Origin of the sequence: Streptomyces sp. Ag109_O5-10 (genome assembly GCF_900105755.1) — a bacterium.
In the GTDB taxonomy this organism is placed as follows: Bacteria; Actinomycetota; Actinomycetes; order Streptomycetales; family Streptomycetaceae; genus Streptomyces.
Genome location: NZ_FNTQ01000001.1, coordinates 1292179 through 1315089 on the forward strand (window position 1 = coordinate 1292179; position 22911 = coordinate 1315089).

At 73.1% G+C, this 22911-nt stretch carries 20 protein-coding genes; 15 read left to right on the top strand and 5 right to left on the bottom strand.

What is annotated here, in order from left to right; genetic code table 11:
• Positions 1–68 precede the first annotated feature (68 nt).
• Positions 69–1088, bottom strand: a complete 1020-nt coding sequence (gene ligD, locus BLW82_RS06070) for a non-homologous end-joining DNA ligase (protein WP_093497828.1) — start codon at positions 1086–1088, stop codon at positions 69–71.
• 118 nt (positions 1089–1206) lie between these two features.
• Between ligD and BLW82_RS06075 the strand changes: the two genes are divergently transcribed.
• Positions 1207–2271 (top strand): ATP-dependent DNA ligase, encoded by a 1065-nt coding sequence (locus tag BLW82_RS06075; protein ID WP_093497829.1) that lies wholly within the window; start codon positions 1207–1209, stop codon positions 2269–2271.
• A 99-nt stretch (positions 2272–2370) separates the two neighbouring features.
• Positions 2371–3372: a DUF3048 domain-containing protein gene (locus BLW82_RS06080; RefSeq protein WP_093497830.1), complete on the top strand. Its 1002-nt coding sequence runs from the start codon at positions 2371–2373 to the stop codon at positions 3370–3372.
• Positions 3373–3412: 40 nt separating this feature from the next.
• Here the strand turns inward: BLW82_RS06080 and BLW82_RS06085 are convergent, their stop codons facing one another.
• Positions 3413–3877, bottom strand: coding sequence for a MarR family winged helix-turn-helix transcriptional regulator (locus BLW82_RS06085; protein WP_093497831.1), 465 nt, complete (start codon positions 3875–3877; stop codon positions 3413–3415).
• A gap of 184 nt (positions 3878–4061) precedes the next feature.
• Between BLW82_RS06085 and BLW82_RS06090 the strand changes: the two genes are divergently transcribed.
• The 8 genes from BLW82_RS06090 to BLW82_RS06125 all read left to right on the top strand — a co-directional run bounded on the left by BLW82_RS06090 (position 4062) and on the right by BLW82_RS06125 (position 11419).
• Entirely contained in the window at positions 4062–4817 is a 756-nt protein-coding gene (locus tag BLW82_RS06090) for a CoA transferase subunit A (RefSeq protein WP_093497832.1), read from the top strand.
• Entirely contained in the window at positions 4817–5461 is a 645-nt protein-coding gene (locus BLW82_RS06095; protein WP_093497833.1) for a CoA transferase subunit B, read from the top strand. The genes BLW82_RS06090 and BLW82_RS06095 overlap by 1 nt, the downstream gene beginning before the upstream one ends.
• The gene (locus tag BLW82_RS06100; protein WP_093497834.1) at positions 5458–6660 is read left to right on the top strand and encodes a thiolase family protein; all 1203 of its coding nucleotides are present in this window, start codon (positions 5458–5460) and stop codon (positions 6658–6660) included. The genes BLW82_RS06095 and BLW82_RS06100 overlap by 4 nt, the downstream gene beginning before the upstream one ends.
• 83 nt (positions 6661–6743) lie before the next feature.
• On the top strand, positions 6744–7517 hold the full coding sequence (gene pcaH / locus BLW82_RS06105; protein ID WP_093497835.1) for a protocatechuate 3,4-dioxygenase subunit beta: 774 nt from the start codon (positions 6744–6746) through the stop codon (positions 7515–7517).
• 6 nt (positions 7518–7523) lie between these two features.
• The gene (pcaG, locus tag BLW82_RS06110) at positions 7524–8126 is read left to right on the top strand and encodes a protocatechuate 3,4-dioxygenase subunit alpha (RefSeq protein ID WP_093497836.1); all 603 of its coding nucleotides are present in this window, start codon (positions 7524–7526) and stop codon (positions 8124–8126) included.
• On the top strand, positions 8123–9463 hold the full coding sequence (gene pcaB / locus BLW82_RS06115; protein WP_093497837.1) for a 3-carboxy-cis,cis-muconate cycloisomerase: 1341 nt from the start codon (positions 8123–8125) through the stop codon (positions 9461–9463). The genes pcaG and pcaB overlap by 4 nt, the downstream gene beginning before the upstream one ends.
• On the top strand, positions 9460–10578 hold the full coding sequence (gene pcaD, locus BLW82_RS06120) for a bifunctional 3-oxoadipate enol-lactonase/4-carboxymuconolactone decarboxylase PcaDC (protein WP_093497838.1): 1119 nt from the start codon (positions 9460–9462) through the stop codon (positions 10576–10578). Before pcaB ends, pcaD begins: the two co-directional genes overlap by 4 nt.
• A gap of 49 nt (positions 10579–10627) precedes the next feature.
• The gene (locus tag BLW82_RS06125; RefSeq protein WP_093497839.1) at positions 10628–11419 is read left to right on the top strand and encodes an SDR family NAD(P)-dependent oxidoreductase; all 792 of its coding nucleotides are present in this window, start codon (positions 10628–10630) and stop codon (positions 11417–11419) included.
• A 28-nt stretch (positions 11420–11447) separates the two neighbouring features.
• Here the strand turns inward: BLW82_RS06125 and BLW82_RS06130 are convergent, their stop codons facing one another.
• Positions 11448–14129, bottom strand: a complete 2682-nt coding sequence (locus tag BLW82_RS06130) for an ATP-binding protein (protein WP_093497840.1) — start codon at positions 14127–14129, stop codon at positions 11448–11450.
• Positions 14130–14310: 181 nt separating this feature from the next.
• Here BLW82_RS06130 and BLW82_RS06135 point away from each other — a divergent pair, with 181 nt between their 5' ends.
• The 3 genes from BLW82_RS06135 (at position 14311) to BLW82_RS06145 (ending at position 17938) form a co-directional block, all read left to right on the top strand.
• Positions 14311–15591, top strand: coding sequence for an MFS transporter (locus BLW82_RS06135; RefSeq protein ID WP_093497841.1), 1281 nt, complete (start codon positions 14311–14313; stop codon positions 15589–15591).
• A gap of 16 nt (positions 15592–15607) precedes the next feature.
• Positions 15608–16750 (top strand): anhydro-N-acetylmuramic acid kinase, encoded by a 1143-nt coding sequence (locus BLW82_RS06140; RefSeq protein WP_093497842.1) that lies wholly within the window; start codon positions 15608–15610, stop codon positions 16748–16750.
• Positions 16751–16873: 123 nt separating this feature from the next.
• The gene (locus BLW82_RS06145; RefSeq protein ID WP_093497843.1) at positions 16874–17938 is read left to right on the top strand and encodes a DUF2510 domain-containing protein; all 1065 of its coding nucleotides are present in this window, start codon (positions 16874–16876) and stop codon (positions 17936–17938) included.
• Between the two features lie 152 nt (positions 17939–18090).
• Here the strand turns inward: BLW82_RS06145 and BLW82_RS06150 are convergent, their stop codons facing one another.
• Complete coding sequence (locus BLW82_RS06150; RefSeq protein ID WP_093497844.1) at positions 18091–18705, bottom strand: TetR/AcrR family transcriptional regulator; 615 nt, start codon at positions 18703–18705, stop codon at positions 18091–18093.
• Between the two features lie 224 nt (positions 18706–18929).
• On the opposite strand from BLW82_RS06150, the gene BLW82_RS06155 reads away from it, so the two are divergent.
• Both BLW82_RS06155 and BLW82_RS06160 read left to right on the top strand, forming a co-directional pair.
• Positions 18930–19724 (top strand): phosphatase PAP2 family protein, encoded by a 795-nt coding sequence (locus tag BLW82_RS06155; RefSeq protein ID WP_093497845.1) that lies wholly within the window; start codon positions 18930–18932, stop codon positions 19722–19724.
• Positions 19721–20650 carry a DMT family protein gene (locus tag BLW82_RS06160; RefSeq protein WP_093497846.1) on the top strand — a complete coding sequence of 310 codons (930 nt, stop codon included), beginning with the start codon at positions 19721–19723 and terminating at the stop codon, positions 20648–20650. The genes BLW82_RS06155 and BLW82_RS06160 overlap by 4 nt, the downstream gene beginning before the upstream one ends.
• A gap of 172 nt (positions 20651–20822) precedes the next feature.
• Here BLW82_RS06160 and BLW82_RS06165 read toward each other — a convergent pair whose 3' ends face one another.
• Positions 20823–22871 (bottom strand): phosphocholine-specific phospholipase C, encoded by a 2049-nt coding sequence (locus BLW82_RS06165; protein ID WP_093497847.1) that lies wholly within the window; start codon positions 22869–22871, stop codon positions 20823–20825.
• Between the last annotated feature and the right edge of the window lie 40 nt (positions 22872–22911).

The window sequence follows — 22911 nt, forward strand, 5'->3', positions numbered from 1 at the left end:
CGGCCGGATCGCCCGCACCGGGCGCCGCATTCCGCCGGCCGCGGCCGGGACGGTGCCGGCTCCCGTCGTCAGGAGGCCTGTTCGGGCCGTGCCCGGCTCGGCTGGACGCGCTTGGGCTCGCCCGCCATCTTCGGGTACTCCGGCGGATAGGGCAGGTCGCCGAGGCCGTGCTCGTCCTCGTCGCGGCGGGCGAGTTCCAGGAGGGCGTCGAGGGAGTACGCGTGGTCGTCCATGCCGGCGTGCACGTCGCCGAGTTCGGCGAACCGGGCGGGCATCGTGACCAGGTCGAAGTCCGCGGGCCGCACGTCGTCGACCTCCTCCCAGCGCAGCGGCGCCGAGACGGGGGCGTTCGGGCGGGGCCGCAGGGAGTAGGCGGAGGCGATGGTGCGGTCGCGGGCGGTCTGGTTGTAGTCGACGAAGATGCGCTCGCCGCGTTCCTCCTTCCACCACTTGGTGGTCACCCGGTCCGGCATCCGGCGTTCCAGCTCGCGGCCCACGGCGATGGCGGCGCGCCGTACCTGGGTGAAGGTCCAGCGGGGTTCGATGGGCACGAAGACGTGCAGCCCGCGGCCGCCGGAGGTCTTGGGCCAGCCCCGCAGTCCGCCGAACTCGTCCAGGACGGCGCGCAGTTCGTGGGCGGCGCGGACCGCGTCGGCGAAGTCGGTGCCGGGCTGCGGGTCGAGGTCGATACGGAGTTCGTCGGGACGGTCGACGTCATCGCGCCGTACCGGCCAGGGGTGGAAGGTGAGCGTGCCGTACTGCGCGGCCCACACCACGGCCGCCTCCTCGGTGGGGCACATCTCGTCGGCGGTGCGGCCGCTGGGGAAGGTGATGTGGGCGGTGGGGATCCAGTCGGGCATGCCCTTGGGAGCGCGCTTCTGGTAGAACCACTCGCCCTCGATGCCGTCCGGGTAGCGCTGCAGGGTGGTGGGGCGGTCGCGCAGGGCGCGCAGGATGCCGGGGGCGACGGCCGCGTAGTAGCGGGCGACGTCCAGCTTGGTGAAACCGCGCTCCGGGAAGAACACCTTGTCCGGGCTGGACAGCCGTACGGTCCGGCCGGCCACCTCCAGTTGCACCGCATCGCCCATGCGGCCACGGTAGGCGCACCACCCCTACCGCGCATATCGGCTCGACGCGGTCCCAGAGTCCGTACCGAAGCGTGCCGCGTGACGAGCGGACGCCCGGGAGCGCTCGTACAGTCGTGGCATGGATCTGCCGGTGATGCCGCCCGTGAAGCCGATGCTCGCCAAGTCGGTGGCGACGATCCCGGCGGACATGCAGTACGAGGCGAAGTGGGACGGCTTCCGGGCGATCGTGTTCCGGGACGGCGCCGAGGTGGAGCTGGGCAGCCGTACCGGGAAGCCGCTGACCAGGTACTTCCCCGAGCTGGTGGCGGCGCTGCGGGAGCGGGTGCCCGAGCGGTGCGTGCTGGACGGGGAGATCGTGATCGCGCGGGAGGGCCGGCTGGACTTCGACGCGCTGACCGAGCGGATCCACCCGGCGGACTCCAGGGTGCGCACGCTGGCCGAGCGGACGCCTGCCTCGTTCGTCGCCTTCGACCTGCTGGCGCTGGCCGACGAGTCCCTCCTCGACGTCCCGTTGACCGACCGCCGCGCCCTGCTCACCAGGGCCCTGGCCGGCGTGACCCCGCCGGTGCACCTGGCGCCGGCCACCACCGATGTCGAGGTGGCCCGGCAGTGGTTCGAGCAGTACGAGGGGGCCGGCCTCGACGGGGTCGTCGCCAAGCCGCTCACCCTGCGCTACCGCCAGGACGAGCGTGCCATGTTCAAGGTCAAGCACGAGCGGACGGCCGACGTCGTGGTGGCCGGATACCGCTTCCACAAGAGCGGCCCCGTGGTGGGCTCGCTGCTGCTGGGTCTGTACGACGACCGGGGCGCCCTTCAGCACGTGGGTGTGTCGGCCGCGTTCCCGATGAAGCGGCGGGCCGAGCTGGTCGAGGAGCTGGAGCCGCTGCGCATGGCCGACGTCTCCGGGCACCCGTGGGCGGCCTGGGCGGAGGAGGCGGCGCACGAGTCGGCCCGGCTGCCGGGCGCGCCGAGCCGCTGGTCGGGCAAGAAGGACCTGTCCTGGGTGCCGGTGCGGCCGGAGCGGGTGGCCGAGGTGGCGTACGACCACATGGAGAACGGGGCCCGCTTCCGGCACACGGCCCGGTTCCGCCGCTGGCGCCCGGACCGCACGCCGGAGAGCTGCACCTACGCCCAGCTGGAGGAGCCGGTGCGCTACGACCTCACGGAGATCCTTGGATCCTGACCGTCCCGGATCTGTTTCGAGCAGGTATGGCCCCCGCTGACCTGTTGAGCACACAATCAGTCAAGAGCGTGAACGGGGTGGGACGAGCGGGGGGCAGCGGTGGACAGGCGACGACACGAGGCGCCGACGCGCCGGACGGTGCTGACGGCAGCGCTGGCGGCGGCCGCGGCGGCCGCCTCCGTCACGGCGGGCTGTACCCGGCACGGCACGACGGACGACGGCCGCGCACCGCAGGCCACCCCGGCACCGAGCGAGAGCACCCCGGCACCGGGCAAACGGCCTGCCACCGGATCCGTCCTCGCCGTGAAGATCGACAACGTGGCCGCGGCCCGCCCGCAGACCGGGCTGGACTCGGCGGACGTGGTGTACGTGGAGCAGGTGGAGGGCGGCCTCAGCCGGCTGATGGCGGTGTACGCCACCAGGCTCCCCGAGGCCATCGGCCCGGTCCGCAGCGCCCGCGAGTCCGACCTGGAGCTGCTGCGCCAGTTCACCCGGCCGACGCTCGCCTTCTCCGGCGCCCAGAAGAAACTGCTCCCCCTGATCGGCCGGGCGCCGTTGCGGCCGAAGTCGCCCGCGGAGGCGTCCGGCGCCTACTACCGGGGCAGCGGCCGGCCGGCCCCGCACAACCTGTACCTGCGTCCGGCCCGGGTGATGCCGGACGGGGCGCCCGGCAGGGCGGCGCTCACCACCGGCTTCCGCCACGGGGCGGCCCCGGCCGGCGGCACGGTCACCGCGTCGCGGACCGTGCGGTACCCGGCGGCCCGCTTCACCTTCACCTGGTCCGGCGACCGAAGCCGCTGGCTGGTGTCGATGGACGGCACCCCGGTGAGGACGACGGCGGGCGACCGGCCGGCACCGGCGACGGTCGTGGTGCAGCACGTGCGGGTCCGGCCGTCGGAGTACCACGACGTCCTCGGCAACAACACACCGTTCACCGAGACGGTGGGCTCGGGGAGGGCGGAGGTACTGCGGGACGGGCGGTCGTTCGAAGCCACCTGGTCGCGGCCGGAGGCCGGCGGCGGAACGACGTTCACGACCGCGGACGGCAGCCCGGTGAACTTCGCCGACGGTCAGGTGTGGGTGGTGTTCCTGAAAGCCTGAGCGCTTCGCCGGTCAGGCCGGTCGTTCACCACGGCGCTGCTCACGCCCGGGAGGCGACCGGCTCCGCCGGATTGCGCAGGCCCTCCGCCGCGTCGGAGACCCGCTGGATCAGGTCGAAGAAATGGTTCTGCTCCTCTGCCGAGAGCGGGGCAAGGAAGACCTGGTTCATCCGGGCGGTGCGCACGCTCAGCTTGCGGTGGGCCCGCACTCCCTCGTCGGTGAGGCGCAGCAGGAAGCGGCGGCCGTCCTGCGGGTCGCGCACCTTGTCGAGGAGCCCGCGCCGGTCCAGCCGGCTGATGACCTCGGCGATGGTCGACCGGTCCAGGCCCACCCGCTCCCCCACGGTCCGCTGGTCCAGTCCCGGCTCGGCGACGAGCGCGTTCAGCACGGCGAACTGCGGCGAGGTGATCTCCTCCGAGACCATCGTGTTCCACAGCAGGTAGTGGGCCTGCTGGAGCCGCCGGGCCAGGTGCCCGGGGTGGGTGGTGAGGTCCACCGCGGCCATATGCGCTCCCGTGGTCCGAATTCGTTGGCGCACTGAACGATACCCGCGACCACCCGTCCTGTCTGTACAGCCGACCGCCATCGGCCGAGGTCTTGACGGGTTTCGATGTCAGTGGCACCGTGTCAGCCATCTCGCTGAAATACTCAGTGCCCTGATTAATCCGCTGAGAGATGAGGCTTCACGGATGGACAAGGTGGTCGCCACGGCCGCGGAGGCGGTGGCTGATGTGCCGGGGGGCGCGTCGTTGGCGGTGGGTGGGTTCGGTCTGAGCGGTGTGCCGAACGTGCTGATCGGGGCGCTGTACGAGCGGGGTGTGAGTGACCTGAGTGTGGTCTCGAACAACTGCGGGGCGATGGAGTCGGGTCTGGCGGTGCTGCTGGCGGCCGGGCGGATCGCGCGGGTGACGGGGTCGTACATCGGGGCGAACAAGGAGTTCGCCCGGCAGTACCTGGCCGGTGAGCTGGAGGTGGAGCTGATCCCGCAGGGCACGCTCGCCGAACGGCTGCGCGCCGGCGGTGCGGGGATCCCCGCGTTCTACACGCCCGCGGGGGTGGGGACGCAGGTCGCGCAGGGCGGGCTGCCGTGGCGTTACGACGGCTCGGGCGCGGTGGCGCTGGCCTCGCCGGCGAAGGAGGTGCGGGACTTCGACGGCACCGAGTACGTGCTGGAACGCGGGATCCGCACCGACTTCGCGCTGGTCCGGGCGGCGAAGGGCGACCGGCACGGGAACCTCGTCTTCAGCAAGTCCGCCCGCAACTTCAACCCGCTCGCGGCGATGGCCGGGAAGGTCACGGTCGCCGAGGTCGAAGAACTCGTGGAGCCCGGGGAGATCGATCCGGACGCGGTGCACCTGCCGGGGATCTTCGTCCAGCGGGTGGTGGCCCTGACCCCCGAGCAGGCGGCGGACAAGAAGATCGAGCAGCGGACGGTGAGCAGCTGATGGCCTGGACGCGCCAGGAGATGGCCGCGCGGGCGGCGCGCGAGCTGGAGGACGGGCAGTACGTCAACCTCGGGATCGGGCTGCCCACGCTGATCCCGAACCACCTGCCCGAGGGGGTGGAGGTGGTCCTGGAGTCGGAGAACGGCATCCTGGGCACCGGCCCCTACCCCACCGAGGACCAGGTCGACCCGGACCTGATCAACGCCGGGAAGGAGACGGTGACGGTCCTGCCCGGGGCGTCGTTCTTCGACTCGGCGCTGTCGTTCTCCATGATCCGGGGCGGGCACATCGACGTCGCCGTGCTCGGAGCGATGCAGGTGTCGCAGAAGGGCGACCTGGCGAACTGGGCCGTTCCGGGGAAGCTGGTGACCGGGATCGGCGGGGCGATGGACCTGGTCCACGGGGCCCGCAGGGTGATCGTCGTCATGACACACACCGCCAAGGACGGCTCGGCGAAGATCCTCACCGAGTGCGCGCTGCCGCTGACCGGGAAGGCGTGCGTGGACCGGATCATCACCGACCTCGGCGTCCTGGACGTCACCGACGAGGGGCTCGTCCTCGTCGAGACCGCGCCCGGGGTCGGCGTCGAGGAGATCACCGCCAAGACCGACGCGAAACTCACTGTCCCGGAGGGCCTGCTGTGAACAAGGTGTACATCGTCGACGCGGTCCGGACACCGATCGGCCGCTACAACAGCGGGCTGGCCGGGGTACGCCCGGACGACCTGGCCGCCCACGTCATCCGTGAGCTCCTCGCCCGTACGCCGGACCTCGACCCGGCCCGGATCGAGGACGTCTACTTCGGCAACGCCAACGGCGCGGGCGAGGAGAACCGCGACGTCGGCCGGATGGCCGCCCTCCTCGCCGGCCTGCCCACGTCCGTGCCGGGCGTCACCGTCAACCGGCTGTGCGGCTCCGGACTCGAAGCGGTCATCCAGGCCGCCCGCGCCATCGCCGTCGGCGACGCCTCCATCGCCGTGGCCGGCGGCGTCGAGTCGATGACCCGGGCTCCGTACGTGCTGCCCAAGAACGACCGGCCCTTCCCCGCCGGACACGCGGAGCTGTACTCGACCACGCTCGGCTGGCGCATGGTCAACCCGAAGATGCCGCCGCAGTGGACCATTCCGCTGGGCGAGTCGGCCGAGCGCATCGCCGACAAGCACAAGATCAGTCGCGAGCAGCAGGACGAGTTCGCCCTCGCCTCCCACCGGAAGGCCGCCGCCGCCCAGGAACAGGGCCTGTTCGATGCCGAGCTGACGCCCGTCCCCGTCCCGCAGCGCAAGGGCGACCCGGTCCCCTTCACCGCCGACGAGAGCGTACGGCCCGATACCTCCCTCGCCGCGATGGCCAAGCTCAAGCCGTCCTTCCGTACGGAGGGCGGCACCGTGACCGCGGCCAACTCCTCCCCCCTCAACGACGGTGCGGCCGCGCTGCTGCTGACCGACGAGGAGGGGCTGAAGACGCTCGGGCGGGAACCACTGGCCCGCGTCAGCACGACCGGGGTGTCCGGGATCGACCCCGACTACTTCGGCCTCGCCCCCGTCGAGGCGGTGACGCGGGCGCTGGGCAAGGCGGGCAAGACCTTCGCCGACCTCGACGTCCTCGAACTCAACGAGGCCTTCGCCGCGCAGGTCCTCGGCTGCCTCGCCGAATGGCCCGAGTTCGACCCGGCGATCCTCAACCCGCAGGGCGGGGCGATCGCGCTCGGTCACCCGCTCGGCGCCTCCGGCGCCCGGCTCGCCGGTACGGTCGCGCACCAGCTCGCGCGCCGCGGCTCCGGCACCGGCGTCGCGAGCCTGTGCATCGGCGTCGGGCAAGGGCTCGCGCTCGTTCTCGAGCGATAGGTCCCAGGGCACCTGCGGGTGCGTTGTGGCTGGTCGCGCAGTTCCCCGCGCCCCTGACGGGGGCGCCCGCCCCTAGGACTTCCATGACACTCACGCAGGCCGACATCGACCTCGAAATCGCCGCCAGACACGCCGACTACGAGAAGGGTGTCGCCGAAGGCGCTCCAGTCGAGCATCACCCGCGCCGGGACTACGCCCCCTACCGGTCCTCCGTGCTGCGGCACCCGAAGCAGCCGCTGGTCGGGATCGACACGGCCAAGGACCCCGAACTGGTGGAGCTGTGCTCCCCCGCGTTCGGGGAGCGGGACATCACCGGGATAGACAACGACCTGACCCGGCAGCACAGCGGGGAGCCCGTCGGTGAGCGGATCACCGTCTCCGGACGGCTCCTGGACCGGGACGGCCGGCCGGTGCGGGGGCAGCTGATCGAGATCTGGCAGGCCAACTCGGCGGGCCGCTACGCCCACCAGCGCGAGCAGCACGACGCCCCGCTGGACCCGAACTTCACGGGTGTCGGCCGTACGATCACCGACGCCGACGGCGGCTACCACTTCACCACGATCCAGCCGGGCCCCTACCCCTGGCGCAACCACCTCAACGCGTGGCGCCCGGCCCACATCCACTTCTCGATGTTCGGCACGGCGTTCACGCAGCGGCTGGTGACGCAGATGTACTTCCCGAGCGACCCGCTGTTCCCGTACGACCCGATCATCCAGTCGGTGACGGACGACTCGGCCCGCGGGCGCCTGGTCGCGACGTACGACCACAGCCTGTCCGTGCCCGAGTTCTCGATGGGCTACCACTGGGACATCGTGCTGGACGGGCCGCACGCCACCTGGATCGAAGAAGGACGCTGACCTGCCATGACGAAGATCGACACGAGCAGCCCGGGGAACGTGCTGCCCACCCCGTCGCACACGGTCGGCCCGTTCTACGGCTACGCGCTGCCGTTCCGCGGCGGTGAGGAGATCGCACCCCTCGGGCACCCGGACACAGTCACGGTCCACGGGTACGTCTACGACGGGGAGGGCACCCCGCTGCCCGACGCGCTTGTCGAGCTGTGGGGCGCCGACCCGGACGGGAACGTGTCCACGACCGACGGTTCGATCCGCCGCGACCCGGCGACCGGTGGCTACCTCGGCCGCAACGGCGTGGAGTTCACCGGCTGGGGCCGGATCCAGACGGACACCAACGGCCACTGGTACGCGCGGACGCTGCGGCCCGGCGCCCGCGGCGGCAGCGCGCCCTACCTCAGCGTGTGCGTGTTCGCGCGCGGACTGCTGGTGCACCTGTACACCCGGATCTACCTGCCGGGCGACGACGCGGCGCTCGCCGCCGACCCGCTGCTCACCCGGGTGGGCGAGCGACGCGACACGCTGATCGCCGCCGACGAGGGCCGGGGGGCCTACCGTTTCGACATCCGCCTTCAGGGCGAGGGCGAGACGGTCTTCCTGGAGTTCCAGTGAGTTCAGTGGATCACGGCGGCGGTGACGCCGGGCTGCTCGGTCCCGGGTGGTCCGGTTCGGCCGCCGCGGCCGCGACGGGCGACGGCGCCTTTCTGCGGGCGCTGCTCGACGCGGAGGCGGCCCTCGCCCGCGCCCAGGCCGCTCTGGGCCTGGTCCCGGCCGGGGCCGCGACGGCCGTGACCGAGGCGGCCGACCCCGGCCGATACGACGTCGACACCCTCGCGGAGCGGGCCCGCGCCGGCGGCAACCCGGTGATCCCCCTGGTCGCCGACCTGACGAAGGCGGCCGGCGCCGAGTACGGGCCGTACGTGCACCGGGGAGCGACCAGCCAGGACATCATGGACACGGCGGCCATGCTGGTCGCCGCCCGCACCCTGGACCTCGTGCTCGCCGACCTCGACCGGACCGCACTGGCCCTGGCCCGGTCGGCCGCCGAGCACCGCGACACGCCGATGCCGGGCCGGACGCTCACCCAGCACGCCGTACCGACGACGTTCGGGCTGAAGGCGGCCGGCTGGCGTTCGCTGGTCCTCGACGCCCGGGACCGCGTGACCCGGGTCCGGGAGACGCTGCCCGCCCAACTGGGCGGAGCGGCGGGCACGCTGGCCGCCTTCCGGGCGTACGGCGCGGCGCACGCCGAGGAGCTGCCGGCCGCGTACGCCCGTGAACTGGGCCTTGCTGCCCCCCTGTTGCCGTGGCACACCCTGCGCACGCCGGTCGCCGACCTCGCCGGGTGCCTCGCCTTCACGGCCGGGGCGCTGGGGAAGATCGCCGCGGACGTGCTGATCCTGTCCCGTACCGAGATCGGCGAGGTCTCCGAGGGCAGCGGGGGCGGTTCCTCGGCGATGCCGCACAAGGCCAACCCCGTGCGGTCGACGCTGATCGCGGCGGCCGCGCGGCGGGCCCCGCAGCTGGCGGCCGTCCTGTACGGCTCGATGGCAGCGGAGGACGAGCGGCCGGCCGGTGCCTGGCACGCCGAGTGGGAGCCGCTGCGAGACCTGCTGCGGACCGTCGGAGGCGCGGCGCGGGACGCGGCGGAGCTGGCGGAGGGCCTGCGGGTGCACCCGGAGGCGATGCGCCGGAACCTCGGCCTCACCGGCGGGCTGATCGTCTCGGAGCGGCTCTCCGCCGAACTGGCCCCCGTGCTCGGCCGGGCCCGCGCCAAGGAGCTGCTCACCGAACTCGCCGGCCGTACCCACAGCGAGCACCGGACACTGCGCGAACTCCTGGCCGAGGAACCGGACTTGACGGACGTCGACCTCGACGACCTGACCGATCCCGCCCACTACACCGGGTCCGCCGGTGTGCTCACCGACCGTGCTCTGGAGCGACGTTGACCGAGACTCTCCTCAACCACCGCGTCGAGGGCCCGGCCTCGGCTCCCCCGCTGCTCCTCGGCCCCTCGCTCGGCACCTCGTACGCCCTGTGGGACGCCGTGGCGCCCGAACTGTCCACCGCTCACCGGGTGGTGCGCTGGGATCTGCCGGGCCACGGCGGTTCGGCGCCCGGCCTGATCAAGGCGGGGGCGACCGTGGGCGACCTCGCCGACCTGGTGCTCGCGCTGGCCGACTCGCTCGGCGTCGGGCGGTTCGCGTACGCGGGGGTGTCGCTGGGCGGTGCCGTCGGGCTGCACCTGGCCGTCCACCACCCGGACCGGCTGGAGAACCTGGCGGTGATCTGCTCCTCGGCCCACTTCGGCGGCTCCAGGTCCTGGGAGGAGCGGGCCGGACGGGTGCGCCGGGAGGGCGTCGCGTGGCTGGCGGAGAACGCCCCCGGCCGCTGGTTCACCCCCGGCTTCACCGTGCCCCGGCTGGTCGAGGACCAGCGGACGGCCGACCCGGAGGCGTACGCCGCCTGCTGCGACGCGCTGGCCGCCTTCGACCTGCGGGACCGGCTCGGCGACATCGCCGTGCGCACCCTGCTGATCGCCGGCCGTCAGGACGCCGCTACCCCGCCGCCGCACCTGCGGGAGATCGCGGACGCGGTCTCCGCGGCCACGCTGGTCGAGCTGCCGGGCGCAGCTCATCTGGCGCCCGCGCAGTGCCCCGAGGCCGTCCTGACCGCGCTCCGCTCCCACCTCGACGGGGGCGCCAGGCGCGGCATGGCGGTGCGCCGCGAGGTGCTGGGCGACGCCCACGTGGACGGCGCCCAGTCCAGGCAGACCCCCTTCACGGCCCGCTTCCAGGACTTCATCTCGCGCTACGCGTGGGGCGAGATCTGGACCGACCCCACGCTCTCCCGCCGCGAACGCAGCATGATCACGCTCACCGCGCTGGTCGCCCACGGCCACTACGACGAGCTGGCCATGCACGTGCGGGCGGCCCGGCGCAACGGTCTGACCCCGGAGGAGATCGGCGCGGTGCTGCTGCAGACCGCCGTGTACTGCGGGGTCCCGGCGGCCAACTCGGCGTTCGCGACGGCCCAGCGGGTGCTGGCGGAAGAGGAAGGGTGACACTGCCGGGGACAGGCACAGGAACGGGTGCTGTGCCTACGGTGAGGACATGTCGACCATCCTGATCACGGGTGCCACCTCCGGACTCGGCCGCTACGTCGCCTTCGAGCTGGTCCGCTCGGGCCATGTCGTCCTCGCGCACGGCCGCGATCCCGGCCGTACCGAGCGGCTTGTCGCGGAACTGCGCACCGAGGGCGAGGCCGAGGCGTTCGTCGCGGACCTAGCCTCTCTGGCGCAGGTCCGCGAGCTGGGCGCGCGGGTCGCCGACGCGCACCCCGACCTGGACGTGCTGATCAACAACGCGGGCGTCGGTGCCGGCACGCCCGGCTCGGGCCGCGAGCTGAGCGCCGACGGCCACGAACTGCGTCTCGCCGTCAACTACCTGGCCCCGGTGGCCCTCACCCGCGCCCTCCTCCCCGTCCTGCGCGCGAACACCCCGGCCCGGATCGTGAACGTCGGCTCGGCGGGCCAGGAGCTACTGGACTTCGACGACCCCGAATTCACCCGCGGCTACCAGGGTTTCGCGGCGTACTGCCGGTCCAAGTTCGCCCTGGCGGCCCACACCTTCGCCCTGGCGGAGGAGCTGGCGGACACGGGCGTCGCGGTGAACGTCCTGCATCCGGCGACCTTCATGGACACCGCGATGGTGCGGGAGGGCGGAGTGGCGCCCTGGAGCACGGTGGCGGACGGCGCCCCGGGCGTCCTGGCCCTGGCGACTCAGGACCTGGGCACGGGCGCCTACTTCGACGGCACGCGCCCGGCCAGGGCCCACGAGGCGACGTACGCCCGAGAAGTACAGAAACGCCTGTCAGCGGTGACTGATCAACTGCTGGCGCTGTAGCGCCCGTTCCTTTCCGGGGCCACACCTCTCACCGCAGCCCCCGACCCGTGTCCAGCACCTCCCGAGCCTGAGCGGCCAACCCGTCCGCCCCACAGGATCGAGCCAGCGCCAGCCCCCGGTTCAACTCGGCCACCGACCGCGCGGCGATCCCGTACTCCACCCGTGCCGCCGCGTGCTCGTACTGGCAGGGCGACGCCTCCAGATAGGCAACGGCCTGCGAGGCCAGCCGTACCTGCCGCTGTCCGGTCTCCAGCGCGGCAGCGCACCGCAGCGCCTCGCCGATCGCCGTGTCCGTGCCGAACCGCTCGGCCTGCCGCCGCGCGTCGCTCGCCAGGCGCGCCGCCCGCGCCGGGTCCTCGTTCGCGAGGGCCCGGGCGAGGTCGAGCGCCCACGGCACGACCACCGGGTTGAAGTGACCGCGCGCGGCGGCCGCCTTCTCCGCCGCCTCCAGTTCGTTCACGGCCTCCTCCGTGCGCCCGACGGCGAGCAGCAGCCGGCCGCGCACCGACCTCGGGTCCGGCATGACGATGGTGGAGGGATACGGGGGCGCGAAGCCGTACTGTTCGGCGGTCTCCCAGGCCTGCTGGACGTGGCCGCGGGCGAGCAGCGTGTCGACGAGGTTGCAGGTGGCGGTCCAGTACAGGGGCAGCCCGCGGCCGACCCGTTCGGCGATCCGCAGGGACTCCCGCAGCGAGGTCTCCGCGTCCCGGAGCCGCCCGCGCCTGCGGTGGCCGAGGCCGACGTAGGCATGGGCGAGGGCGAGGTGGCCGCCGCTCCAGCCGGAGGACTCGTAGGCGCGCAGGGCCTCGTTGTACAGGCTCTCCGCGCGGTCGAGCCGGTCGGTGTAGACGTAGGAGTTGGCGAGCATCAGCAGGAGTTCGATGCCCCACTCGGTGTCGGTCCAGCCGAGCCCGGGCGCGAGCCGGCCGTTGACGAGGGAACGGTCGCACAGCTCGACGACCTCCTCGGCGCTCTCGCCCTGTATCAGCAGGTCGAAGCCGCGCAGCATCAGCAGGGCGCGCTCGGAGTTGTCGCGTCCTGTGCAGGTGGCTGCGAGGTCGGCGAGCCGTTCGGAGCGGCGTGCGGAGACGGCCTCGCCGGCGATGCCCTCCCACATGAACTGGACGGCCTGGAGCCGGAGTCTGGCGGGCCCTTCTTCGTGCCGGGCGGCCTCCGCCTCGACCGTGCGGACGGCCTCCTCCAGCTGGTCGTTGTGCAGGAGGGCCTGGGAGAGCCGGAAGACGGCGTCGACGCGTTCGGGACCGGAGAGGCCGGGCATGCCGAGAGCGCTCCGCAGATGGCCGATGGTGACGGCGGGGTTGGTGAGCAGGGTCGCGCAGCCCAGCTCGTAGAGCACGCGCGCGTGGACCTCGGGGAGCGGCGGTTCGCGCAGGGCTCGTTCGAGGCAGCGGCGGGCCGCGTCCGGGGCGCCGACGGCGAGGTGTTCCTTGGCCGCGTCCCGCAGCTGCTCGACGAGTTCCTCGTCGTCGTCCGGGTGCACCTTCAGCAGGTGGCGGGAGGCCTCGGCGATGCCGCGGCCGTCGTCCAGGACGATCTGGGCGGCGATGCCGTGCATGGCGGTGCACATCGCGGGCGGGATGGAGTTGTAGACGGCGGTGGCGATCAGCGGGTGGACGAACTCCAGGTCACCGGTGCGGGGCCGGGAGCCGGCCGGGTCGGGCGCGGTGAGGATACGGGCGGTGCGCAGGAGTTCGGCGCAGCGCTCGGCGTCGTCCACGGCCATGCTGGCGAGCTGGGCGACGAGGTCGACGGAGATGCCGGTGCCGAGGATGGCGGCGGCCCAGGCGAACCGGGTGGCGTCGACACCGAGGCCTTCGAGGCGGGTGACGAGTCCGCCGCCCCTGGCCGACCGGTTGAGGGCGCGCAGTTCGCCGGCCTGGGCCTCGACGGGTTCGAGCTCGCTGTCCTGGACCTTGGCGAGGAGTTCCACGGTCTCGTAGGGGTTGCCGCCGGTGACGGCCCAGACCTCGCGGCAGAAGGGGGCGTCGGCGTGCTCGCCGAGGGTGGCGCGGGTGAGGCCGGCGGTGGCGTCCGGGGTGAGGGCGCTGACGGTGCGCACGGGGCGGCCCGCCGCGGCGGCCACGGCGTCGAGGTGGCGGGCGCTGTCACCGCTGACCTCGCCGGGCCGCCGGGCCACCAGGACCAGGACGGACAGGTCGTCGAGGCGTTCGACGAAGGCGGCCAGCCAGGCCAGCGTCTCCTGGTCGGCCCAGTGCGCGTCGTCGATCAGCAGGACCAGTGGCCAGTCGCGTTTGGCGAGCCGGCGGACGGCGGCGACCAGGCCGTCGCAGACGCCCTGCGGGTCGGCCTGGCGGTCTCCTGGGTCGGTGATGCCGAGGGCGGGGCCGGCGATCTCGTACCAGTCGCCCAGGTACTCCCGGGCCTCCTCGGGCAGCAGGGAGACCAGGGCGGGCTGGAGGAGCTGCCGTACCACGTGGAAGGGGACGCTGCGCAGCGTCTCCACGCCACGGGTGGACCAGACGGTGCAGCCGCGGCGTTCGGCGATGCGGCGGGTCTCGGCCAGCAGCGCGGTCTTGCCGAGCCCGGCCTCGCCGCGGATCACCAGCAGGTTGCCGGCGGTGGAACGGTCGGCGCACAGGACATCGAGGGCCTCGGTGACGGCGGCGATCTCCTCCTCGCGCTCCCAGAGGGGAGCCGGGGCGCCTCCCGGGGCCTGCTCCTCCGTCATCCTGCTACCTCCCCAAGTCGCCCGAACGACGTACAGACCACGAGCGTAGCCGTCCTGTTGGCTGTCCGGAGGCGGGTCCGGGCAGCTGTGGCCGCGACGGGTGAAAGCGGGTGCGGCCCGACGACGCGGTACGGCCCCGACCTGCCGCTGTGCAGCGAACGGACCGTCAACGGGCAGGAACATGAGGCTGACTTTCGAAGACCGTGCAGTGCGCGAGCGGAACCGGCCCCTCCGGGCGCTGGCGGCGGGCTCGGTGGGGAACTTCATCGAGTGGTACGAGTTCGGTGTCTACGGCTATGTCGCGACCGTCGTCGCCGAGCGGTTCTTCACCCCGGCGGGCGGCAGCGCGGCCGAAGGGCTGGTGCGCACCTACGCCTCGTTCGGGCTGGCGTTCTTCTTCCGTCCGCTGGGGGCCGCCCTGTTCGGCCGGCTGGCGGACCGGCTGGGCCGGCGGCCGGTGCTGATCCTGGTGGTGGCGCTGATGACGGGCGCGACGGCGCTGATCGGCGTGCTGCCGACGTACGCGCGGGCCGGTGCGCTCGCGCCGTGGCTGCTGACGTTCCTGAGGGTCGTTCAGGGGCTCTCGGCAGGCGGGGAGTTCGGTGGGGCGGTGGCGATGCTGACCGAGTTCGCGCCGCCGGGACGGCGGGGGCTGTACGGGGCGTGGCAGTCGTTCACCGTGGCGCTGGGGCTGCTGGGCGGGGCGGGTATGGCGGTAGGCCTGTCCGTGGTACTGACGGCCGATCAGTTCGGCTCCTGGGGGTGGCGGTTGCCGTTCCTGCTGGCGCTGCCGCTGGGCGCGCTGGCGCTGTGGCTGCGGATCGGTCTCGACGAGACGCCGGAGTTCCGCGAGCCGGCCGTGGAGGCGGCCCGTGCCGTGCCGGTGCCGGTCGGGGCGGTCGGGCGGGCCGTCGCCCGGGTGATGGGCTGGTCGGCCGCCGGATACACCTTCCTGGTGGTGCTGCCTTCGTACCTCCAGGCGGCCCTGCACACCGGCTTCCGCACGGCGCTGCTGGCGACCGTGGTGGCGAACCTGGGGTTCGCTGCGGCGATCCTGCCGGCGGGGCTGTTCAGCGACCGGGTGGGGCGGCGGCCGGTGATGCTGGCGGGCGCCGGGCTCGTGGTGCTGCTGGCGCTGCCCCTGCTCCACCTCCTCCGGGACCCGGGGACCCCGGCCGCCGTGAAGGGCGCGGCGCTGTGCGGAGCGGGCGCGGTGGTGGGGCTGATGGCGGGGCCGGGGCCCGCGCTGCTGGCCGAGATGTTCCCGGCCCGGGCCCGCTGCACGGGCCTGGGACTCGCCTACGCCTTGTCCAATGCCGTGTTCTCGGGCTGTGCGGGCCTCATCATCACGGAGGCGGTGGGGCGGACCGGGAACCTCGACGTTCCCGGCTACTACGCGGCGGCGACCTGCGCGGTCAGCGTGCTCGCGCTGCTCGGACCGCGGCGCACGAAGGCGGGTTGAGAGGCGGGTTGGGACCATGCTGGTGATCGGCCTGATGTCCGGGACGTCGTACGACGCGGTGGACGCGGCTGCGGCCGAGCTGCGGCTGCTGGACGGCACGTTGCTGCTGAAGCCGCTGGGGATGGTGAGCACGCCGTACGACGAGGAGCTGCGGGAGGCGCTCGCTGGGGCGCTGCCGCCGGCCGCCGTGCCGCTGGCGCGGGTGTGTCTGCTCGACACCCGGATCGGGCAGGCGTTCGCGGCGGCCGCGGTCCGGGCCGATCGTGAACTGTGCGGCGGGCGTGCCGAGTTGGTGTCCTCGCACGGGCAGACGGTCTACCACTGGGTGGACGGCGGCCGGGTGCACGGCACGTTGCAGCTCGGGCAGCCGGCGTGGATCGCGGAGGCGACGGGGCTGCCGGTCGTCGCCGACCTGCGGTCGCGGGACGTGGCGGCCGGGGGGCAGGGTGCTCCGCTGGTCAGCCTGGTCGACCTGCTGTGGCTGCGCGGACGGCCGGGGACGCCGGTGGCGCTGAACCTGGGCGGGATCGCCAACCTCACGGCGCCCGACGGCACGGCCTTCGACACCGGGCCCGGATGCGCGCTGCTGGACGCGGCGGTCCGGGAGTTCACCGGCGGCCGGCTGGCGTACGACGTGGACGGGGCGCTGGCGGCGCGCGGCCGTCCGCACGGGCCGCTGCTCGAAGAGCTGCTGACGGAGCCGTACTACGCGCTGCCCGCGCCGAAGACGACCGGCAAGGAGCTGTTCCACGCCGGGTACTGGCGGGCGCCCGAGGGCCTGTCGGCCGAGGACGCGCTGGCGACCCTCACCCACCTGACCGCCCGGACGGTGGCGGACGCGGTGCGCGGCGTGGCGGCGACGGAGGTGGTCGCGTCGGGCGGCGGCACCCGCAACCCGGTGCTGATGCGGACGCTGCGCGGCCTGCTCCCGGAGATCCCGGTGCGCGTCTCGGACGAACTCGGGCTGCCCGCGGCGGCGAAGGAGGCGTACGCCTTCGCGGTCCTCGGCTTCCTCACCGCACACGGCCTCGCCGGAACGGCCCCGGCCGCCACCGGCGCCCGCCACCCGAGCGTCCTGGGCTCGCTCACCCCGGGACGGAACGGCCTGCGTCTGCCGCCGCCGGCACCGGCGCCACCGGTCCGACTGCAGCTCGAATGAGCTGTGCCGGTCCGCTCGAACGAGAGGTGCGGATCCGCTCGACCGGGGTGTGCCGATCCGCCTCGTCCGAACATCGCCGGATCCTCTCATCCGACTTTCACCGACGCCTCATACGGTAGGAGCATGACGCAGGTGACTCCCCCCGGGTGGTATCCCGATCCCGGGCAGACAAGTGACGGTCCGGCCACCGAACGCTGGTGGGACGGCAAGGCCTGGACGGAGCAGACCCGGCCCGCCGGGTCGGCCGCCGGCTGGGGTCCCCCGCCGCAGCCGCCGGCCGACGGGGCGCAGCCGGCCTACCCGGCGTATCCGGCCGGCGAGGGCTACCCCGCGTACCCGGGCTATCCGGGGTACCCGGCGCAGCCGCCCGCCCCCGTCAGGCGTGGGCTGCGTACCGGCATCGCGGTCGGCGTCGCCGTGGCGGTCCTCGCCGCGATCGGGGTCGCCGCGTGGGCGCTGACCGGCAACGGCAGCGGCGACGGCCGGCAGGCCTCGCAGCAGGGCCCGGGCGGTCAGGGCGGGTTCGGCCAGGGCGGCCCCGAGGGGCAGAACGGCGGCCAGGGCTTCCCGTTCGGCGGGTCGGGCGGCGGGTCGGGGTCCGGCGGCGCCGACGGGGGCGCCTCGCCGTCGCCGGGCCAGTCCGAGGCGCCGAAGGTCAAGGGCGGCGGCACGGTGTCGGACTCGATCAACGCCATCAGCATCCCGGTGCCGGACGGCTGGACCGGGCAGTCCATCGAATACGGCGCCAATGTCAGCTCCGACGACTCCTACAAGTGCCCGGGCGACACCTCGCAGACCTGCACCGCCGGCGGTGCCTACTCGGCGCCCGCGGTGGTGCTGGGCACCAAGGGGGACACCGCCGAGGAGGTCGCCAAGGCGGACATCGCGGCCAACGCCAAGGAGTCGTACGGCGGCAAGACCTACGGCGCGATCACCTCGCACGAGGTGCTGGCCTCCAAGGCGGTCACGGTGGCCGGGCAGAAGGGGTACCTGGTCCGCTGGAAGGCGATCACCAGCAAGGGCGCCGACGGCTACGTCGAGTCGCTGGCCTTCCCGTCGCCCGCGAACGCCCAGCAGATCGTGGTGGTCCGGTTCGGCGTCGACGTCGGACAGAAGGAGTCGATCATCGACACGATCACCACCGGCATCAAGGTGTCCTCGGGCAGCGGCAACGGTTCGAACGTCTGACCCTCCCGCCCCGGAACAGCAGTCGGCCGGGTGGAGCGCCCCTCCGCTCAAAGGGGCACCCCACCCGGCCGGGGGGTGCGCGCCGCCCCCGTCCCCACGGTGCGGCGCGAGCAGGTCGCCGTCCAGTCATCCCGTGGACGGCGGCCTGGGTCCTAGGTCAGTCCGAGTGCGGGCAGCGCGACGGCCTCCACGAAACGGACGAGATAGTCGGCGTCGGCGTACTCGCCGGTGAGCACGGGCCGCACCCGCAGCACGCCGAACATCATGGCGGGCACGTAGTCCAGCGCGGGATGCCCCTGGGGCACCTCGCCCCGCTCGACCCCGCGGCGCAGGATCTGCTGGAGCGCCGCGATCTCGGGTTCCACGAGCGCCTCGCGCAGCGCCTGCGCCAGCGCCTCGTCCGAGTGCACGGCGTGCCCCAGCGCGGAGAGCAGCCTGGTGTCCTTGCGCGACCAGTCGCCCGCGGCCCGCGCGACCTCGCGCAGGTCCTGGGCGAGTGACCCGGTGTCGACGCCGGCGAAGCGCACCTCACGGCTGGCCCGCAGCGCGGCCGCGACGAACTGCGGCTTGGTCTTCCACTGCCGGTAGAGCGTCGACTTGCTGCAGCGGGTGCTCGCGGCGACGCCCTCCATGGAGACGGAGTCGTAGCCGCACTCGCGGATCTGTTCGAGCACGGCGTCGAAGAACTCCCGCTCACGCTCCGGCGTGATCTTGGAGCGGCGCGAGGCAGCGACCATGTCCGGTCCGTCCGCGGCCTGCGACGTCATGTGCCCTGCTCCTCACTCGTTCATCACGTGTGGATCGCTTCCGCCCCGCCCGCCGTTCGGCCGGCGCGGAAACCTACAACCAGTGTGGCCTACGTCTATCGATACGCCACTGTACCGGTACTCGACCGTATCGGTACAGTGGCGTATCGGTACGCTTCCGTATCGAAGAGTTCGGGCCACCGTCCGGGACTCGCACAGCACCACCGTCAGTGAGGGGGCCTGGGATGAGATCCCAGTCCGAGCCGGCAGCAGCGGAGCCGGGCGCGATAGCCCGGCCGCCGCTCGTCCGTGAGTTCCTGCTCGTCGCGGGGCTCTTCCTCGTCTACAAGTCCGGGCGGCAGCTGGCCACCGGCCATACCGCCGAGGCCCTGCACAACGCCCACCGGATCTGGGACCTGGAACGGACACTGCACCTGCCCTCGGAGGTCGACGTGCAGTCCGCACTGCTGCACGGCGACACCCCCGTCCATCTGGCCAACACCTACTACGCCACCATTCATTTCCCGGCCACGCTGGCCTTCCTGGTCTGGCTCTACCTGAAGCGCCCCGCGCACTACGTGTGGGCCCGCCGGGTCCTCGCCGTGGTGACCGCGGCCGCCCTGGTACTGCCCTTCACCTTCCCGCTGGCCCCGCCCCGGATGCTGGCCGCGAGCGGCCTGATAGACACCGCCCGGATCTACGGCCCCTCGGTGTACGGCCCGCCGAGCAGCGACCACCTCTCCAACCAGTTCGCGGCGATGCCCTCGCTGCACTTCGGCTGGGCCCTGATGGTCGCGATCGGCCTGATCGTCGCCACCCGCTCCCGGTGGCGCTGGCTGTGGCTGCTGCACCCGGCGATCACCCTCCTCGTGATCGTCGGCACCGCGAACCACTACTGGCTGGACGCGATCATCGCCACCGCGATGCTCGGCGCCGCCCTCGCCCTGATCCACCCGCCGCACCGCACGGCCACGACAGCCGGGCGCGGCAACCGGCGCCTCGTCTCCGAGGAGCCCGTACTGGTGGGGGCCGGCCGATGAGCGCCGCGGCCCTGGTCGCCGTCGCCCTCTCCCTGGTCTCGGCCGTCGCCTACGCGGCCGCCGCCGTGGCCCAGGAGCGCCTCGCCGCGAAGACCGCCGGCACCGGCCTGCTGCGGCTGCTCGGCTCCGGTGCCTGGTGGGCGGCGGTGGGCCTGAACGCCGGCGCCGCCCTGCTGCACGTCGTCGCCCTGAAGTACGGCCCGCTGACCCTCGTACAACCACTGGGTGCACTCACCCTCGTGGCGGCGGTGCCGATGGGCGCCCGGGCGGCCGGCCGCCGGGTCACCGCCACCGAGTGGCGGGGCACCGCCCTGACCCTGCTGGGCCTCGGCGCCCTCCTGATCACGGCCTCAGGGCCCGCACCCCACCAGGTGCTGAGCCTCACCGAGGCCCTCGCCGTCGCCGGTACGACGGCCGCCCTGATCGGCGTCCTGTCCCGCCCCGGCGCCCGCCCGGGCCTGCGGCACGCAACCGCGTCCGGCTTCGCCTCGGGCGTCGCCTCGGCTCTCACCCAGACGGTGACGGTGGCGGCGACGGACCGCCCGGGTCCGGCCCTGAGTGCCGAGGTGATCGTGGTCGCCCTGCTGGTCGCCGCGTTCGCGGTGGGCGGCCTGCTGCTCTCCCAGACGGCCTACCGCGGCGGCCTCGGCGCCCCGCTCGCGGTCGTCACCCTGTCGAACCCGGTGGCCGCGGCGGTCATCGGCCTGGCCCTGCTGGGCCAGGGCCTCCAGGACGGCGTCTGGGGCGTCCTGCTCGCGCTGACGGGCGCGGGCCTCGCCTCCTGGGGCGTGGTGCTCCTGACCCGCGTGACACCGGCACCGGTCGTCGAACCGGACGACGAACACCCCGTCGCAGCAGTCCTGGCCCTGGACCCGACCCTGCTCCCCCGGCAATCACCGGAACCGAGGAAACTCACGTCTCTCTAGTGCCGGGGCAAGCCTCGTCGGCCTTGTGCGGCTGGGTGGGGGCCGGTCGCGCGGTTCCCCGCGCCGCTGAAGGGGCGACGCGCCCCCCGAAGGGGCGCAGGGAACCGCGCGACCGGCCACGAACCACCCGCGGCCGCCGCACGGCAGTCCCCCACGCCCCTCGGGCGCACGCTCACACCGTGATGATCGCCGGGTCGCTGACCCCCGGCTCCCCGTTCTCGACATGCCCGGCGAACCGCCGCACATAGCTCGCGTCGGACTCGGACGTGACCGTCAGGTCGTACCACCGCTCGCTGTGGTTGAGGTGCACGATGTGCGTCACGACCGCCCCGGCCCGCACCGTGAACGTCCGCCCCCGGCCGCCGTACCCGTCGGCCACCGCCAGCTTCACCGTGCCGCCGCCCCTGTTGGTGAAGGTCAGCTCGATGTCGTCGCCGTGCGGCCGCGCGGTGACCTCGGGTCCCGCCACCTTGCCGGGGCCCCGGAAGCCGCGCAGGAAGCCGTTCGGGCCGTGCACGGTCAGGTCGTACGAGCCGCCCGAGTACGCCGAGTTCCAGGTGTCGGAGACGGACTTGCCGGCCTCCGTGGTGTAGCTCCAGGGACCGTCGGAGCGGTTGTCGGAGGTCACCAGGAAGGCGGCACCGGCCTGCGCGCCCGACGCGAAGGTGAGCGTGAACCTGCCGGTCGCCGCGTCCAGCGCGCCGTCCACCAGCGGGGCGTACTTCAGCGGCCGGGTGGGCCGGGAGCCGCGCTCCTGCTTCGGCAGCGCAGGGTTGGCCGGCGGGGTGGGCACGTAGTCGGGGTGGCGGTTGCCGTCCGGCGGCCGGTAGCCGTCCGTGGCGGGCAGCGCGACCGGCTTGGTGTCCTTGCGGGAGAAGTCGAACGCCGCGGTCAGGTCGCCGGTGACGGCACGCCGCCAGGGCGAGATGTTGGGCTCGTGGACGCCGAAGCGGGCCTCCATGAACCGGATGATCGAGGTGTGGTCGAGTGTCTCGGAGCAGACGAAGCCGCCCTTGCTCCACGGGGAGACGACGAGCATCGGCACGCGCTGGCCGAGGCCGTAGGCGCCGGCGGGGTGGCTCGCGTTGCCCGCGAAGAGGTCCAGGGCCGGATCGACCGTGGACTTGCCCTGCGCGGCCGAGGAGGGCGGGAACGGCGGGACGATGTGGTCGAAGAAGCCGTCGTTCTCGTCGTACGTGATGAACACGGCCGTCTTCGCCCACACCGCGGGGTCGGCGGTGAGCGCGTCGAGGACCTGGGAGACGTACCAGGCGCCGTAGTTCGCTGGCCAGTTGGGGTGCTCGGTGAAGGCCTCGGGGGCGACGACCCAGGAGATCTGCGGCAGCTCGCCGGCCTTGACGTCGGCCTTCAGCCGGTCGAAGAAGCCCTCGCCCTTGGTGGCGTCGGTGCCGGTGCGGGCCTTGTCGTACAGCGGGTCGCCGGGCTGGGCGTTCTGGTACTGCTTGAAGTAGAGCAGCGAGTTGTCGCCGTAGTTGCCGCGGTAGGCGTCCTGGATCCAGCCCCACCCGCCGGCCGCGTCCAGGCCGTCGCCGACGTCCTGGTAGATCTTCCAGGAGACACCGGCCTTCTCCAGGCGCTCCGGGTACGTGGTCCAGCTGTAGCCGGCCTCGTCGTTGCCGAGGACCGGGCCGCCGCCCTGGCCGTCGTTGCCCGTGTAACCCGTCCACATGTAGTAGCGGTTCGGGTCGGTGGAGCCCATGAACGAGCAGTGGTAGGCGTCGCAGATGGTGAAGGCGTCGGCGAGCGCGTAGTGGAACGGTATGTCGTCGCGGTTCAGGTACGCCATCGTCGTGGTGCCCTTGGCCGGCACCCACTTGTCGTACTTACCGCCGTTGACCGCGGTGTGCGTGTCGTTCCAGCCGTGCGGGAGGTCCTGGATGAAGGCGAGGCCCAGGTCGTCGGCGTCCGGGTGGAAGGGCAGGATGTCCTTCGTGCCGTTCGACTGCTTCCATACGGACTTGTTGTTCTGGGTGACCGGGCGGGGGTCTCCGAAGCCGCGGACGCCTCTGAGGGTGCCGAAGTAGTGGTCGAACGACCGGTTCTCCTGCATCAGGACGACGATGTGCTCGACGTCCTCGATCGATCCGGTGCGGTGGTTCGCGGGCAGCGCGACGGCGCGCTCGACGCTGCTGGACAGCGCCGTGAACGCCGTGGTGGCGCCCGCGAGTTGGAGGAATCTGCGCCGGTTTACTTCGGGCATGGGTGAGCGACCTCTCATACTGACGCACGGGTTTGCCGGA